Source organism: Microcystis sp. M44BS1, from assembly GCF_020244875.1.
Taxonomy (GTDB): domain Bacteria; phylum Cyanobacteriota; class Cyanobacteriia; order Cyanobacteriales; family Microcystaceae; genus Microcystis; species Microcystis panniformis.
Window position 1 is genome coordinate 1 of record NZ_JADBVM010000310.1, and the last position, 16,049, is coordinate 16,049.

The 16,049-nt window shown below is 42.0% G+C and carries 11 protein-coding genes and 1 pseudogene; 4 read left to right on the forward strand and 8 right to left on the reverse strand.

The window, feature by feature from the left end:
* Both IM515_RS22980 and IM515_RS22985 read left to right on the forward strand, forming a co-directional pair.
* A pseudogene (locus IM515_RS22980) lies at positions 1–391 on the forward strand (Rpn family recombination-promoting nuclease/putative transposase); the annotation flags it as partial.
* An 87-nt stretch (positions 392–478) separates the two neighbouring features.
* Positions 479–742, forward strand: a complete 264-nt coding sequence (locus IM515_RS22985) for a hypothetical protein (protein ID WP_287628166.1) — start codon at positions 479–481, stop codon at positions 740–742.
* Between the two features lie 276 nt (positions 743–1,018).
* Here the strand turns inward: IM515_RS22985 and IM515_RS22990 are convergent, their stop codons facing one another.
* The 8 genes from IM515_RS22990 to IM515_RS23025 form a co-directional block, all read right to left on the reverse strand.
* Positions 1,019–3,793 (reverse strand): beta strand repeat-containing protein, encoded by a 2,775-nt coding sequence (locus IM515_RS22990; protein ID WP_287628167.1) that lies wholly within the window; start codon positions 3,791–3,793, stop codon positions 1,019–1,021.
* Between the two features lie 311 nt (positions 3,794–4,104).
* The gene (locus tag IM515_RS22995; protein WP_287628168.1) at positions 4,105–4,854 is read right to left on the reverse strand and encodes an FkbM family methyltransferase; all 750 of its coding nucleotides are present in this window, start codon (positions 4,852–4,854) and stop codon (positions 4,105–4,107) included.
* Positions 4,855–4,897: 43 nt separating this feature from the next.
* Positions 4,898–5,644 carry a class I SAM-dependent methyltransferase gene (locus IM515_RS23000; protein WP_287628169.1) on the reverse strand — a complete coding sequence of 249 codons (747 nt, stop codon included), beginning with the start codon at positions 5,642–5,644 and terminating at the stop codon, positions 4,898–4,900.
* A gap of 180 nt (positions 5,645–5,824) precedes the next feature.
* Positions 5,825–7,606 (reverse strand): hypothetical protein, encoded by a 1,782-nt coding sequence (locus IM515_RS23005; RefSeq protein ID WP_287628170.1) that lies wholly within the window; start codon positions 7,604–7,606, stop codon positions 5,825–5,827.
* Between the two features lie 69 nt (positions 7,607–7,675).
* Positions 7,676–9,040 carry an FkbM family methyltransferase gene (locus IM515_RS23010; protein ID WP_287628171.1) on the reverse strand — a complete coding sequence of 455 codons (1,365 nt, stop codon included), beginning with the start codon at positions 9,038–9,040 and terminating at the stop codon, positions 7,676–7,678.
* Between the two features lie 26 nt (positions 9,041–9,066).
* Entirely contained in the window at positions 9,067–12,129 is a 3,063-nt protein-coding gene (locus IM515_RS23015; RefSeq protein WP_287628172.1) for an FkbM family methyltransferase, read from the reverse strand.
* A 270-nt stretch (positions 12,130–12,399) separates the two neighbouring features.
* Positions 12,400–13,344, reverse strand: coding sequence for a PhzF family phenazine biosynthesis protein (locus tag IM515_RS23020; protein ID WP_287628175.1), 945 nt, complete (start codon positions 13,342–13,344; stop codon positions 12,400–12,402).
* Between the two features lie 216 nt (positions 13,345–13,560).
* Positions 13,561–14,034 (reverse strand): hypothetical protein, encoded by a 474-nt coding sequence (locus IM515_RS23025; protein ID WP_002765867.1) that lies wholly within the window; start codon positions 14,032–14,034, stop codon positions 13,561–13,563.
* 61 nt (positions 14,035–14,095) lie between these two features.
* Between IM515_RS23025 and IM515_RS23030 the strand changes: the two genes are divergently transcribed.
* Entirely contained in the window at positions 14,096–15,415 is a 1,320-nt protein-coding gene (locus IM515_RS23030; RefSeq protein WP_287628173.1) for an aminopeptidase P N-terminal domain-containing protein, read from the forward strand.
* Between the two features lie 192 nt (positions 15,416–15,607).
* A partial coding sequence (locus tag IM515_RS23035; protein ID WP_287628174.1) for a Uma2 family endonuclease occupies positions 15,608–16,049 on the forward strand: 442 nt, incomplete at its 3' end.

Consider the following 16,049-nt stretch of genomic DNA (forward strand, 5'->3'; position numbering starts at 1 on the left):
AATTAATCTAATCGAAAGTATCATTATTTACAAATTACCCCAGAAAAGTCGCGAGGAAATTGAAGCTATGTTTGGACTAAGTGATTTAAAACAAACGAGAGTCTATCAAGAGGCACTGGCCGAAGGAGAAGAACGGGGTCTAGAACGGGGTCTAGAACGGGGTTTAGAACGGGGTTTAGAACGGGGTCTAGAACAAGGTCTGCAAGAGGGGGAACGTTTGGTGGTGGAAAACCTGCTCCGAGTCCGTTTTGGTGAGTTAGACCCAGAAATTCAAGCTATTATCAGCCGGATTTTACAACTGTCTCCAGAAGAATTTACTCCTTTACTCCTCCATTGTTCCAAGCAGGAACTCTTAAAGCGATTTCCCCCAGAAAAGTCGCGAGGAAATTGAAGCTATCACCCCCCTTATCAAAGGTAGGGTTAATTCATGAATTAACCCTACTACTTCCCCCAGAAAAGTCGCGAGGAAATTGAAGCTATGTTTGGACTAAGTGATTTAAAACAAACGAGAGTCTATCAAGAGGCACTGGCCGAAGGAGAAGAACAAGGTCTGCAAGAGGGAGAACGTTTGGTGGTGGAAAACCTGCTCCGAGTCCGTTTTGGTGAGTTAGACCCACCACTGCAAGCTATTATCAGCCGGATTTTACAACTGCCTCCGGAAGAATTTACTCCTTTACTCCTCCATTGTTCCAAGCAGGAACTCTTAAAGCGATTTCCCCCAGAAAAGTCGCGAGGAAATTGAAGCTATTACCCCCCTTATCAAGGGGGGAAGGGGGGATCAACACCCCCCTTATCAAGGGGGGAAGGGGGGATCAACACCCCCCTTATCAAAAGTAGGGTTAATTCATGAATTAACCCTACTATGAGAGTTTATTGATGAATTAACCCTACTATGACTAGACCACGGGAGCAGAGAAGGGAGGGAGACCCTCCCTTTTATCGTGCCAGGGTAGAACCTTGGCACGATACAAATCGGACTAAATTAGACACAGACAAAACCAATCTCTGCGGATAAAATTTAGACGACGAAGTTGGCTGCCGCTAGGGCTAATCCGCCACCTCCCTGAAGGACAGTTAAGTTGGTTCCCAAGTTGGCACCAACGTTCAATCCAGCACCAGCTGCCGTAAATACCAGCAGATCGTTACCTGCCGCAATATTGACGGTAAAAGTACCAGCACCAGTGCCAGTGGCAGTGTAGTTACCTCGGATACCAAAGTTTTGATTGGCAGCAATAGCACCACCCGCGGCTAACAAGGTATAGTTGGCCGCAACTCCTGTTCGGAACAGGTCAGTGGACTGGAAGCCTTGAACGATATCGGGGCCAGAGAGAGGATCAACCGGTGCAGGAGGAGGGGCAGTTAAGTTGGTCAACTGGGCGACAGTTGCATTGGTTAAGGTAGCAGTTCCAAAACCACCGATAGCTGGACCCTGTGTCAGTGCGACAGTTGCCCCAGCAGTTTGTACAAAGGTGTCAACGCCTGCCCCACCGGTTAAGGTATCAGCACCGGCATTGCCCTGTAAAATGTCGCCGGCTCCACCCGCCGTAAGTTGATCATTGAAGACCGAGCCCTGTAACGTATTATTGCCAGTGAGAGAGCCAAGAACCGTCGCGCCATTGGCGGCATTTCCCATCTTAGTCAGCATTGTCAAACCAGCAGTACCGGTTAGGGCCGAAGCGTCCACTTTATCTGCTGTAATGGAACCTGTAATGGGACTGCCGAAAACAACAAGACCTGAATTCCCTGTCACGGTAACTGTCTCGATTACTCCAGGGACTTCAGCAAGGGTGATGCCACCAACAATAGTATGAACCGTGAGCGCATCGCTAGAGTTAATCACCAAGCGTTCCGTAAAGAGTTTTGTGGTACCATCCACAGGGTTGAGCGCAAGACCACCAATCGTGATATCGTTTGAACCCACTGCGGGACGGCCAACTAAGTTCACCGTAACCTTGTCGGTGGTCGCCGTACCGTTAGTTGCCAACGTTAATAAACCAGTTTCATTGACTACGGGAGTACCCCAAATGTTAAGGGTATTTTCTCCGGTGTTATAACGAATGGTGTATGCGCCAGCGGCAACAGTACCACTTTCCAGAGTAACGGTGTTGACATCATTGCCAAAGAAGTCCGCCCGAAGGGTTGCATTGCCAGTACCAGCCGTGGTTAAGGCTAAGGTTTGGATACCTGTGATGTTCGCATCTTCCTCCGTGATCGCCTCTGCGTTGGCAGGAGTTGCAAACGCTAAGGTATTAACCCCAGCATCACCAGCAATAACATCGGTTTTAGTGAAGCCGTCAGTGAAAGTAATGCGATCATCACCATCTCCTCCAGATACCTTCACCGTACTATTATTGCCAATGGTGAGATTATCATCGCCAGCCCCTCCCGATAGGGTGTGATTACCCGCCGTCGCGCTGAGGGTAAAAGTATCAACTTTTAGGCCGCCTTTAAACTCTAAGTTGCCAGTGGGAGCGACATTTGTTACGGTCAAATCCGCATTAAACGCGCTCGCATCTACTAGCGTTACCGTATTCGCTAGGGAAGTAGCGCCGGCAAGAGTTAAAGCTTTATCACCAGTAATGGTTAAGGACTTCAGCCCTGCGACCCCTGCCATTTCGATGGTGTTGTCGAAACCGGCGCTGTTCACGGAAACTTTCTCGTAGCCGCCCGTCCCAGCAAGGTTACTTACTGCGAGCTTAGTATTCAAACCAGGGAGAGCTGCGGGAACAACTTGATTCAGCTTAATTGCTAGAGCATCTTCAGTGCCTGCTAAAGCCGCATCAGCAATAGTGAAGGTAGCATCAGAGCCGCTAAAACTACGACTGATAGAAATCGTCTCCAGGGCCGACTGGAGGTTAGTCATTGTCAAATTACCACTGGTGTCATTGATATTGACCGTCTTCAGACCTGTAACGAAGGTGGAAAGAACCGTCAGATTGTTGCCCACTAGAGTCGCATTCAAGGTACTGACATCCTTTAACAGGCTAGGCTGAACAGTGGTAATATTCGCCGTATCCTGCTGCCAGAGAATGGTCAGGGTGGGATTAGTTCCCGTTCCCGTTAACTGATCACCCGAAGTAAAGGTATTCAGAACACCCCCTGCCTGACCGGCTACGGGAGGAGCCAAGAACTGGTTTCCTGACTTAGTGTCCGGATTGGGCGTTAACACAAAACTGTTGCCCACACTACCCGTCGTTGCTACAAACTGATCGATACTTGCTTTAGCTGTTGCTACGCTAGCGGGATCTTTAGTAACCGTGCTAATACTGGCCCACCCAGCATTATACTGAGCAGTATTAAACGAAGGCACACTTCCCGAAGGATTATTCTGCATGGAGGTGCTGAAATACTGCGAAACCTCTTGACGGTTAGTGAGGGCAGCAATCTCGTCTGCGGTGGCATATTCGTAAACTGCGACAACTAAAGCCTTATAGCTGGCAATGCCATAGTTGGTTCCGTCTTTGCCAATATAGATATTATTGCCAAACTGTGCCAGCCAGTTTTTCCAATAAGTGAGATGCTCTGCGGAAGGGCCGGAACCAAAAAGATTCTGATAGACATCCTTAACGTACTGTTCCGCATTTCCTGTACTAGGAGAAATGAGATATCCGTAGGTTGGGGGATTGCCATTGGTGAGGCTGTTAAAGGTCGCAGGATCAGAAGCGGCTGCCGCCCATCCCTGTACAGCCTCTACCCAACTATAGGTAGCTTGATTAAAGCTAATGGGGGAAACTGGAGCCTTAAAATAGGCAATATTGAGGAAGGTTAAAGCACTGCTAGGAAGAAGAGCCATAGTTTTCTTTGAACTCCAAAAGTTTTACTTAGAGGGTGATAGCTACATCATGATGACAAATAGTAAAGGTTATGTAACCACATCATGGCGGTGATCAGAGTAGAGATATGTTATCAGGTTTATCGAGTCTAAGAGTAACTAAAAACCATTGCTTTTGTCAAGATCTCGGTTCATTTAGTTCCACTAGACTTGGCAGTAATCAAGATTCAAAAAAAGTTCATCGCTTAGCTGGTAATTGATTTTGCATCTAGGTGGGCTACGACTTCTCTAGAACCTGATTAGTTCCCGCAGAAATAAGGGAGTAGAAGGCTTTAATAGTACCAATTTTTGGAAAAACTGGCATTCGTGTGGACAAAGACACAATCTAGGGAAGCCAAAATCCCCTCTGGGTTTCGATAAGGCTCAGTAACATCCCATAGTCGGAAATTGAAGGGAAGTAGCCAGTTAGCAATTTCCGTTAATAGGGGGGTTTCTGGCCCATAGCCACGATACAGCCAACATTCTAGCAAAAGAACTTCCACTTTGGCTAGGGTCTGGGTAGCCCCCTTCAAAATACTTAACTCATTACCTTGGGTATCAATTTTAATGACCTGAGGTTGGGGTAGATTCAATTGTTGCATTGCTTCATCCAACCTTAGCATGGGAATCTCGACGATTCGTGTCTCTTGATCGGGAGGAGTCACGCTCAGACAACTGCTGGCTAAAATATTGTCGAAGACAGTCATGGCCACAGTCCCATTGCGATCGCCTAGTGCATACTTGTGCAAGGAGAAGGACGGATAAATTCTTAAGGTTTCCTCCATAAACTGGCGATAGTCAGGACTGTGATCAATCAGTGGCTCAAAGAGGTGAAAGTTAGCCTGGGGCAAGACTTGTTTCATATAGAAAGACCAAACACCGTCAGAGGCACCAATATCAAAGACAATGGTGGGATGGTAGCCTAAGTTAGCTAACCGTTGAAAGGCTTGACGATCTAACTGAAGAACGGAGTCATCCAGATTGTCCTGGTGCTTTTGATAGTCAGCCCTCAGAGATGGGTTATGGGGAGCGAGTTCACTCATGAGTTCTTTTGTTCGACTTAGCGTTGTATTTTTCTTAATAGTTTTACTTGATGGCTACAAAGGTATGGGAAACTGATAAAAGCTCTTCTTGACTAAATCCTTTGGCTTGTAACTCCTTAAGAATATCAGAAGTCAGTAGAGCTTGTCCCTCATGCCAAATATCGTTACGAATACAATAAGAGACATCTAGACTATCGGCTATTCTCAAATAGGTTTCAGCTGAAATACGATTAAAATAATCAGAAAACATAAAGCTGACTAAATCTTGAATCTTGGATTTTTGAATGGATGTAGAATTGCCAATATAAGTATAAGAGCCTATATCCTCCCTGGCCTCAATGTAGTGAATTAATTCCTCAGGGGATAAACGCAGGTGAATCCAGGGAAATTCAGGAAATACCCCATAAGTATGATGACCTTCATAGGAATTCCACAGTGGGGCTGCTACACAGTAGATTAATCCTCCTAATTTCGTGACTCGTAAAATCTCGGCGAAAGCCGCTTCAAGATTATGAATATGCTCTAAAGTTGCAACGGAGAACACCAAATCGTAATAATTTGACTCTCTGTTCATAGACTCAGCAGATTCTTGAAAGTACTGAACTTTATCGTGAATAAAATTCTGACCGATATCATCACAGATATCAATCCCATGAACTTCCTGTGCCTCAACAAACGGAGCGCAATCACCACCATTGCCACAACCAACAACCAATACTTTCTTTTGAGAAAGCCTGGAGGAGGGAATATAACGTAAACAATCTTTAGAGAAAAAGTCCAAATAACTCATAATATCAGTATTCCATAACTAAATAAAGGCAAAAAGTCAGGCAATGCACTGCACTTAAAGTTACCACTGTGTTCATCTCGGAGAATACCATAAATTCGGAAAAAACACCAACTTTTTTTCAACCATACTTGAGCGTGGAATTAGAACACTTCTTAAAGATATAAGATTGAAAAAGCTTATTCACTTTTGAGGCTCCATGTAAATCGCAGAAGCCCTTCCTTGGGAAGGCGAAGAGACAGAAGCAGGAATTAAATGAGGAAAGATGACACTGGTAGGAAAAGAAGGAAAGGGGGAGTTGGGATTCGCTGGTTTTAGCCCAATTTTTCGACCATCGGCTAGGGTGACTTGGGATTGACGAACGAGCTTTTTATTTTCTTCAACCAATAAAATAATATCTTTGGACTCGACGATTCTATCTGGTTCCCAATTATAGTGAAATCTAACCCCTTGATTTTGATTGGAAATCAAAAAATTGCCATCGGACTTAATCATTCCTTTCCATGAATCAACGGATTGAGGGATGGAATTTAAAACATAAACCCTCGGCGGAAATTTCCAATCACGGGGAAACTTATAAATAGAACTTAAAACAGAAGGAACACTCCAATCAAAGGGATTAATTTGTTTTCCCCATTGTAAATTGGGAGACTGCACTAAAATAACAGTATTTTGGGTAATATCTGGCGACAAGGTTAAAATATCCTGCCAAAAGTGTTGTTGATATTGCCAACTCAGGGCATAATATTGCTGAACACTAATCGAAAAAGCTACCAAGAATGCCAAATAAGTAGATAAAATTACCTTAATAATTGTTTTTAAAAACTGTTTAGAATAGGTAATGATAAATAACAGATTCCACAAAGAACCCATCACAAGAGTAGTGCCTATCACTGCTGGAAAATGGACTCTGGAAGCTCTGCCATCAATGATATTCACATCTAATAAAATAGCAGAAGGATAGGCTAAAAACATCATCACCAAACCTAGTTTTAGCATTCTGATGAGTTCGGCAATCTGAAAGTGACTCGAAAAATCATGATAGCTGACTTTAAATTGCTCTTCGTAAAGGTAGGTTATAATTCCATAAAAACAGACTATTGCTATCAATAAAATGATCAAGTAGATAACATTTAGATTGCTTAAAATTTGCCAGGGCCGAAGCAAAAAAGTTCCACTAACCACGATCGGACCAGCAATAATTTGATAAAGAAATTTTTGTAAGGTTTCCCAGGGTGCTAACTGGGATATTCTGGATTCGCCTGCTATTTTTCTTAAGCCTAAATATAAAAATAAAATAGTAGTTAAAATTAGACTATGAATAAAAATTTGCTTCCTATTCTGGGTGTTTTTCTTTAAAAATGGAGCGGCAAAAAAGAGTAAAAAGGGACTTTCATACGTTAATAATGCAAGGGTTGCAAAAAAGTAACTAAAGAGCCTAGACTGACTATTAATTTTTGCTGAGTTGACAAAAAGATTAAAAGCAATGAGGATAAATAGTAAGGCAGGCTGTAATCCCAGAAGATGTTGTAAATAATTAAAGGTTGTATCGGCAGGATAAAGACAAAAAAGCAATGTTGGGAGGAGAGCAGAGTAGTATATTTTGGTAATATTTCTCAGTAATCTATAAAATAAACAGGCGTTACAAGTGAGAAGGAAAAAACCTATCAGATATAGGGTTGATATGCCTCCTAGTTTAGCTCCAAAAAAAGGTAAGATAGTTAGGAATACCCTGTGTAAGGGACGACCCTGCCAAAAAGTTATCAAAGCACTATTAATCGTTTCTAAGTTTCGACTCCAAGTCTGATTGATGGCAATACCTGTAAAGGCCCAGTCGTCTTCATAGAGTCCAAAGGATTGAAAAAAAAGAAAATGGGCAATCCATAGCAAACTTAATAATGTTAAATAAACAAAAAAACTGGGGGATTGGATCAGAGATTGTAGCGTTGTGAGTGTTTTTTTCATATACTTGAGCATTGACCAGAATTTTTTCAAACTATCCTTGATTAAACAACTCAATATTTAGCCAAGATTTTAATAAGCATTAGAGAAATAAGTTGCGGGCATGACACAAGAACACCATTTAAGTGCTTCACTAAAAATAGAATGCTCCTGAAAAAAGAAAATATTTCCCCAGGAACTACCAACGGATATTAAGTGATTACAATAAAAACTCACCTCATTATTAGGAAATACTCGATAAATTACAATAAACCAGTGATAGCCGCGTAATTTCATTGCTTCGACAAGACTCGGTAAGCGGTTGTCCACCCCAAACTCACCAAAAGGAAACTTTTCATCCCAAAACTCAGCAACTACCACAGGGTAACGCCAATCTCCCATCCCTTGAATAACTTGTAAGTCAAAACCTTCGGTATCAATTTTTACCAAACCAACTTCCGAGGGAACCTGCTGTTGCTGATGTAAGGTTTCCAGAGTTGTCACCGTAATAGGGACTGTTTCTGTAAAGACCATTCCTTCTGGTAACGAATGGATGTTAATACTGCTCAGTAGAGTATAGTCAGCGTCAGGATAAAGGGGTTGACTATTCGGGTCATTAACCAGATTTTGATCCCCGACTAGGTGCAGCTCTCTCTCCTCATTTATCGCTCCTAATGCTAAAGGAAAAACGTGAAGATTAGAGAAATTAGATAGACGATTTTTTAATTTTTCGACAACGGGTAAAAACGGTTCAAAGGCATAAACTTCATAGCCTGTTTGCAATAGTCGTTCTGTTACATCCCCCTGATTGGCTCCAATATCTAAGGCAGAAGGATAGGGAAGATAGGAGTATAAATAACACATCAATTCAACTTCAATACCTTGAAAATTTGATTGATTAGTGACAACCTTAAATTTATAATTATGAATATACTCATAAACTTTACTTAGCACTTGTTGATTAAGTTGAAAACGTTCTCGAGTTTCCTCTTGAAATGCTTGAAAAGTTTGATAAATAGCTTGCTGTTGTTGTTGAGAATCTTGATAAATTTTCTCGATCGCCTGATAAATAGCTTGCTGTTGTTGCTGGGAATCTTGATAAATTTTCTCGATCGCCTGATAAATAGCTTGCTGTTGTTGCTGGGAATCTTGGTTAAATTGTTGAATGCCTTGGACGAGATCAACGGAAAACTTCAGTAAAAAAGCTTGATTTTCCAGTAATAAATCAGCCTTTCGCTTGGTTTCTGCATTTTCTTGTCGGAGCTGCTCCGTGGAGTTATTGAGTTGCTCAACCTTAAAATCTAAGGGATCAAGCTGATTAAGTTTCTCCAGTTTTTCCAGTTTTTGGATTTGTTCAAGTTGGACATGACTGAGTGAATCAAGTTTTTCTAGAAATAAATCTTTGACTGCTTTAAATCGCTGAACTATTTTATTTTTGGCTAATAATTGTTTCATCATTTTGGCTAGTGATTGGGTAAATTGTCTTAAGCTTGACTGGGAGAATTTTCAATTTTGCGGCTAGTTTCGGGAACTAACAAATCTTGGCGAATAAAGACCACTTCTTTTTGGAGGAGTGTGCCATCAACGGGGGATCTCCATTCACCGGTTTCGTCATAATAACGGAAACCAAGCTGCTCTAAAAGATTAAGCATTTCATTGAAAACGAGAGCGTCCTGATCATAGCGAATAAAGGAGAGTTCAGCAACGACTAAATCCACCTGAGCGATAAATTCTTTGGCTCCTTCTAAAACGATATGCTCGGCACATTGCACGTCTAATTTTAATATTCCTCTGCCAGAAATTTCCTGATCGGTTGCCACCTGATCGAGGGTTTTTACTGCCACTGTAATCGTTTCATAGTTTCTAAAATCGGTGGTAGTGAGCAAGGAACTACCGTACAAATCGGGGGAAACTTGAAAACTTAACTGACCAGCTTGATTAGAGATGGCAATTTCTAGTAATTCCCCTTTAGGAATATTACAGATATAGTAATTTCTGGCCGATTGCTCGTATTTTGAGATTAGCGGATCGATGAGAATAAAGCGAGCTTCAGGGAATAATTGACTAACGGTAAAAGACCAAATACCGTGGGAAGCTCCCACATCAACCACAAAATCTGGCCGATATTTTTGCCCTCGTAAACGTCGCATGACTTGATAGACTTGAGCATAATCTTTATAAATAATTGGGGGAACGGGGGGCTCAATAAAGTGAACTAAATCGATCGGCGATCGAGGTAAAATCGCTTCAAATCTGTCATCGGCCGCCTGTTCTTTTTCTAGGGACTGCCAAACCCAATCGTTAATATCTTGATCCGAGAATTTTGCCGCTACCTTAACGGCATTTTCTCGCATTCTTTGCTGATTTTCGGGTTTAAGAACGTAGTCCACGGCTGCTGCCAAACTTTCAGGTGTATAATCACAAACCACACCAATTTGAAAGCGATTAATAAAGTTAGCCGCCGAGGTTTTATTACTGCCTAAAAGAATTACTGGGGTGTTAGCGGTGGCGAGGTTAAAAATAATCCGGCCGGGTAAACTAAGACGAGACAATTCTGTCCGATCATCTCTTTCGTCCATGGTTCCCGTGGGAACAATAACAAAGGGATATGCTTGTAGTTGTTGTCCTAGTTGTTCTTCGGGATAAAGTCCTTGGCTATAAAGTCCCCATTTTTCTAATTCTGCGGCAGATTCTTTGAGCCAATAATAGTTAGAATTGCCATACCAATCTAGTTTAACTCCTGCTCCTTGAATACTCTCTAAAAGAGATTGGAACCATTGGGGACTCCAAATGCTCCCTAATAAAGCTCCCCATTTTTCTTGACAGCGTTGGGAAGAAACTTCGGCAACTTCACTATTAATGAGACGGTGGGGAACGATCGCCGGTAGGAGCCAAAATTTGTAGCCGTACTTATTCTCGTAAGCGTCGCGGAGTTCGGGATGGGTGGCAAAACGAACGGAACATTTGCTTAAAAACTCTTTCATCAAATCATCGGATATCTCCTGAACGCAGATATTCTGATCGTCCATGATGTAGGTGGCAAGGGGAACATTAAATAATTCCTTAATAGCGATCGATGTCAGCAGATCGCTGGCGTAATAAGGGACACAAAAAACTTTTTGAACTTGATGGTGTCCGAGAGTTTGTAGAATTGATTGAAATATCGCCGGTCGCGACATTTTCTTGTGGTCAAGGTGGAAGCTTAAGACCCCGAATTGTTGTTCACCACCATAGTGATTATCGGAACGGATAGAAATAATCTCGCTATCATCGGGAAAGATTCTTCTGACCAAGGCTCCTGTCCCGTGACTTTGATTGACTTCACTAGCGGTAACGATCACACTGCACTTAAGGCTATTTTTCTCGAATTGTTCAAAGCGATTATCGATGGGTTTTCCCTGTTCTAAGGATCTCCAGAGCCAGTCATCAAAATGATCGGCTTTTAAGCTTTTGGCTAATTTTTGACTGGAATAACGGAACCGCAGTTGATTGCTTTCTATTCGCAGTTTCTCTATTTCTGTTAATAAGCTTTGAGCTTTATAATCACAGACAGTTCCTAATTCGAATTCTTTGACGAACTGAGCGGCGGCACTATCTTCACGACCAACAATAATGAGCGGAGTATTAGCAACGGCGGTAATAAAGGGAATGCGGGAAGGTAAACTCAAACAGGCGAATTCGGGACGATCTTGCTCGTTTTCAGAACTGGCGGTGGGAACGATTGCAAAAGGGGCTTGACGTAAGTAGTAGATGAGAGCATCTTGGCTGCAGTAACCTTTAAAAAAGATACCATCTTGTTCTAACTCTGCTTCTTGGAATTGCAACCATTGACGATTAGGATTGCCATACCAATCTAATTTGATCTGGGATTCTCGACATAATTGCCTGAGATTTTCTAACCAAGTCTGAGACCAGATATTACCGATCAAAATCCCTCTTGCCATAGAATCGGGGACGGTAATTTCTGGGGGTATTAAATAACTTTCTACTAGGGGCGGTACAAACCAAATTTTTCTTTCGTATTTTTTACTATAGGCTTGACAAAGAGGCTGAGAAATGCCTAAAATTAGATCGCTGCTATCGATTAATTGCTTAACAATCCCATCGGCCACAGCCCTGACATAGATGTTTTGATCATCCATCAGGTAGGTACAAACGGGTACTTGAAAGAGGGCTTTTAGGGCTATGGCCACATAAAAATCTTCGACAAAGTAGGGAATTACTAGGACTCTTTTCGGTTTTAAATGAACAAATAAATTTTGGATCTTTAATAAAATTTCCCCGTAGGAACAACCTCGCACATCCAGACAAAAATTATGGACTCCAAAATCTTGCTCTCCTCCGTAGAGATTAGTGGTTCGTAAGGAGACTATCCCACTGGTATCAGGGAAAATTCTCTTTAAAAGAACCCCGACACCGTGATTCTCATTGATTTCGTTTGAAGATACTATAATATCATAACTTTCTCGGAATTTGTCTGCAAAACTACTTAGGTCTTGTAACGACAAACTAAGTTCTTTTTGTAATTCCTGATAAGAGGTGAGCATAATGATTAATTTTAATAGGCTCTAACTATAGACATTCCATTGACTATGACATATTTTCTCAGAAAAACAAGGTATAAACTCGTTTCGCCTACGGCCTCGTCATTAAGATAACTGCTGTTTTTTTCTTGGTTATCCCTCTAAAAATTTTATATTTTTCGATATACCCTGTCAAATTTATTCTCATCCATCCCACAAAACGGAGATTGATCCTTGCAAGGCTTAATGTTTTAAGATTGTTCATCTCCTTTTTAATAACTTCAGTGATTGCTATCACAATGACCTGTTTATATCACTTTTTGTTTCCCCATCGGGAATTATCATTTTGCCTTGGCAGACTAGAACTGATGCACCACCCACAGAAACTTCCGTAATTTCACGGTTGTTTTTTTGGAACTTTAATTGTAAACTGCTGGGTCTGCCCATTTCCACTCCTTGGATTATCGTCCATTGATTCATCCCTTCCCTAGAAGATTCTAAGGCCCCTAGGTAGCCCGCTAAAGCGGCCACAGCCGAACCGGTGGCGGGATCCTCCATAACTCCCAAACCGGGGGCAAACATTCGGCCATAGAGACGAGATTGGGGGGATTCCGGGTCAAAACAGCAGACAAAAAGGGAATTAGCGGGGGATTGGCCTAATAATGATGACCAGAGACTTAGATTTAGTTTTATTCTCCCTAAAATATCGCGGTTTCTAACGGGGATGAATAAAAAAGGAAGGCCACAGGAAAAGGCGCGAGGGGGATAACCAGGTAAGAAATCGGCAACGCTGAGGGAAAGAATCGCCGCTAAATCATCGAGAGCATAAGTATCCGCCACTAATTCGGGCAATTGTGCCACTTTTAACTCACTATAGACCGGTTTTTCCCCCTCCATGAGAATTTTCACTGGTACTAAACCGACTCCTTCCTCCAGATAAATCGTGGTTTCTTGGTGGGGGGGAATAGCAGCGATTAGGGCTAAAATATAGGCTGTACCGACGGTAGGATGACCTGCAAAGGGTAATTCGGTACTGGGGGTGAAGATACGGACTTTTTTAGTGCCTTGGGGCGTTTCTGGCGGAAAAACGAAGACTGTCTCCGAGAAGTTAAATTCGGCGGCGATTTTTTGCATCTGGGTGCGGGTTAATCCAGATGCTTCTGGAAAAACCGCCAGGGGATTACCGCCAAAAATGCGATCGCTAAAAACATCGGCGGTATAGTAGGAATAGGTAGGCACGCAGGGGATAGGGCAACAGTTATCGGAGAATTTTTTCATCTTACACCTATTTTCACCCCTGACCGCCCCAGTGGTCTGTCTGGGGATAGATTCTCCTTGTCAGTCCTGTTAGTCTCTCTATTAAGAAATAATTAAAATACAGAGTTTTTCCTAAAGATAAGGTATGTCTTGATAGGGCATTGTCTCGGAGTCTCCTAATAACTGCTATAGGCTCTACTACTTATTCGCTTCTAATCTGGCTAATAAACTGACTAACTTATCTCTAACGGAATTGTGGGTGTATTCGTCTTCAGGGTGAGGTTTTTGATGGGGTTTTTGAAAATAGGGACGTTCCCCGTATAATTGTCCCCATTTCACATCGACTCGGTGTACTAATTCATAGAGTAATTCTTGATTGTCTAAAATTTCTTCTAGGATTAACTGTAAAGCTTGAACGGGATTATCTAAATTTTGACTGACTTTTGTTAATTCTTCATCAACGATAAGCTGTAAAATTATCTGCAAAGCTCCCGAAGAATCCCCTAAATTAGCGGCAATAAATTGTTTAATCTCTGTGGTAACTTGCACCAATTTAGGGACGGGAGATTCCCCTTTGAGGAAATCCGCCCCCTCTTGAGCGATAAAATCTGCTAGGGTAAACTCGCGCCTTTCGATGATATCTTGGGAAAAATCCGGTTCTTCAGGGGTCATAAATTAAAAAGATTAGCGATAATAGACTCTAGGACTTATTGTGACATTTTTAGGAATATCTATGGGCATCGATCGCAGAGAGTTTCAGCAGCGTCGTCAGCAGGTAATGGAAAAAATCGGCAATGGAACGGCAATTTTTCGCAGTGCGCCCATGGCAGTCATGCACAATGACGTAGAATACACCTATCGTCAGGATAGTGACTTTTTTTACCTGACAGGATTTAATGAACCGGAGGCGGTGGCGGTTTTAGCACCCCATCACCCCGAACATCAGTTTATCCTGTTCGTGCAGCCAAAAGATCCAGAAAAAGAAACCTGGACCGGCTATCTCCACGGTGTGGAAGGAGCGAAGGAGATTTTTGCTGCTGATGAGGCCTATTCTATCGAAGAATTGGAGGAAAAATTACCCCAATATCTCGAAAAAGCCGAACGAATTTATTATCATCTCGGCCGGGACAAAACTTTTAATACAAATGTTCTCAATCACTGGCAAAAATTAATCGCCACTTTTCCCCGTCGCGGCACCGGACCGACTGCTTTAGAGGATACTAATTTTATTCTCCATCCTTTGCGCTTACTGAAAACCGAGGCCGAATTGGACAATATTCGCAAAGCAACTGCTATTTCAGCACAGGCACATAATCGCGCCAGAGAATTCACAAAAGTTGGTCACTATGAGTATCAAATTCAAGCGGAAATTGAGCATACTTTTCGCCTAGAAGGGGGTATGGGTCCTGCTTATCCTTCTATTGTCGCTAGTGGCGCTAATGCCTGTATTCTGCACTATATCAACAATAATCGCCAAGTACAAGAAAATGAGCTTTTATTAATTGATGCCGGTTGTGCCTACAATTACTATAACGGTGATATTACCCGCACTTTTCCCGTTAATGGTAAATTTACCCCCGAACAAAAAATTATCTATGAAATTGTTCTAGAAGCTCAATTAAAGGCGATTGAAGTGGTAAAAACTGGTAATCCTTATAATCTTTTTCATGACACAGCTGTGAGAACAATTGTGGAAGGATTAGTAGATTTAGGGCTATTGGTTGGCCCCATTGATGAGATAATTAAAGAGGAAAAATATAAGCCTTTTTATATGCACAGAACTGGTCATTGGTTAGGATTAGATGTCCATGATGCGGGAGGTTATAAAGTTAACGAAGAAACTTGGCAAACTTTGCAGCCTGGTCATGTTTTAACCGTGGAACCGGGGATTTATATCTCCCCCGATATTAAACCTGCTGAAGGACAGCCGGAAGTGCCAGAAAAATGGCGAGGTATCGGTATCCGTATCGAAGATGATGTGTTAGTTACTGCCACAGGAAATGAGGTTTTAACTGCAACGGTTCCCAAAAAAGTTGAGGATATCGAATCTTGAGTAAAAAGCTAGGTGTTAAAAATTGTCAGTTTCCCCCTAACCCTAGGGTTGATTCATAGTAGGGTTGATTCATAGTAGGGTTGATTCATAGTAGGGTTGATTCATAGTAGGGTTGATTCATAGTAGGGTTGATTCATGAATCAACCCTACCCCCCTTAAGGAGATTGAATTAAGTTTTTTCTAGAGATTATCATGATTGCTACCAAAGAAAAATTATATACCTTTGCGGAATATTTAAATTATCAGGACTCCACAGATAATAAGTACGAATTATTTAACGGAGAATTAATTTCCATGCCTCCCGCTAGTGGCTTTCATGCTTTGATACTCAGATATATATTTAAGGTGTTAGAAAGGGAAATAGAGAGGCTACAATTGGACTGGCAAGTTATGCCTGCTACGGTGGGAATTCGCACCGATAAAGCTAAATCGAGAATCCCCGACTTAATGATTTTAACTGCTGAACAATGTCAAGAGATTAGAAATATGACCACAGCAGTAATTGAATTTCCTCCCCTCTTAGTTGTAGAAATTGTTAGCCCCAATAATGCCGACGATGACTACCGTTATAAACGTTCAGAATACGCAGTGAGAGGCATTCCTGAATACTGGATTATCGATCCTATTGCCCTAA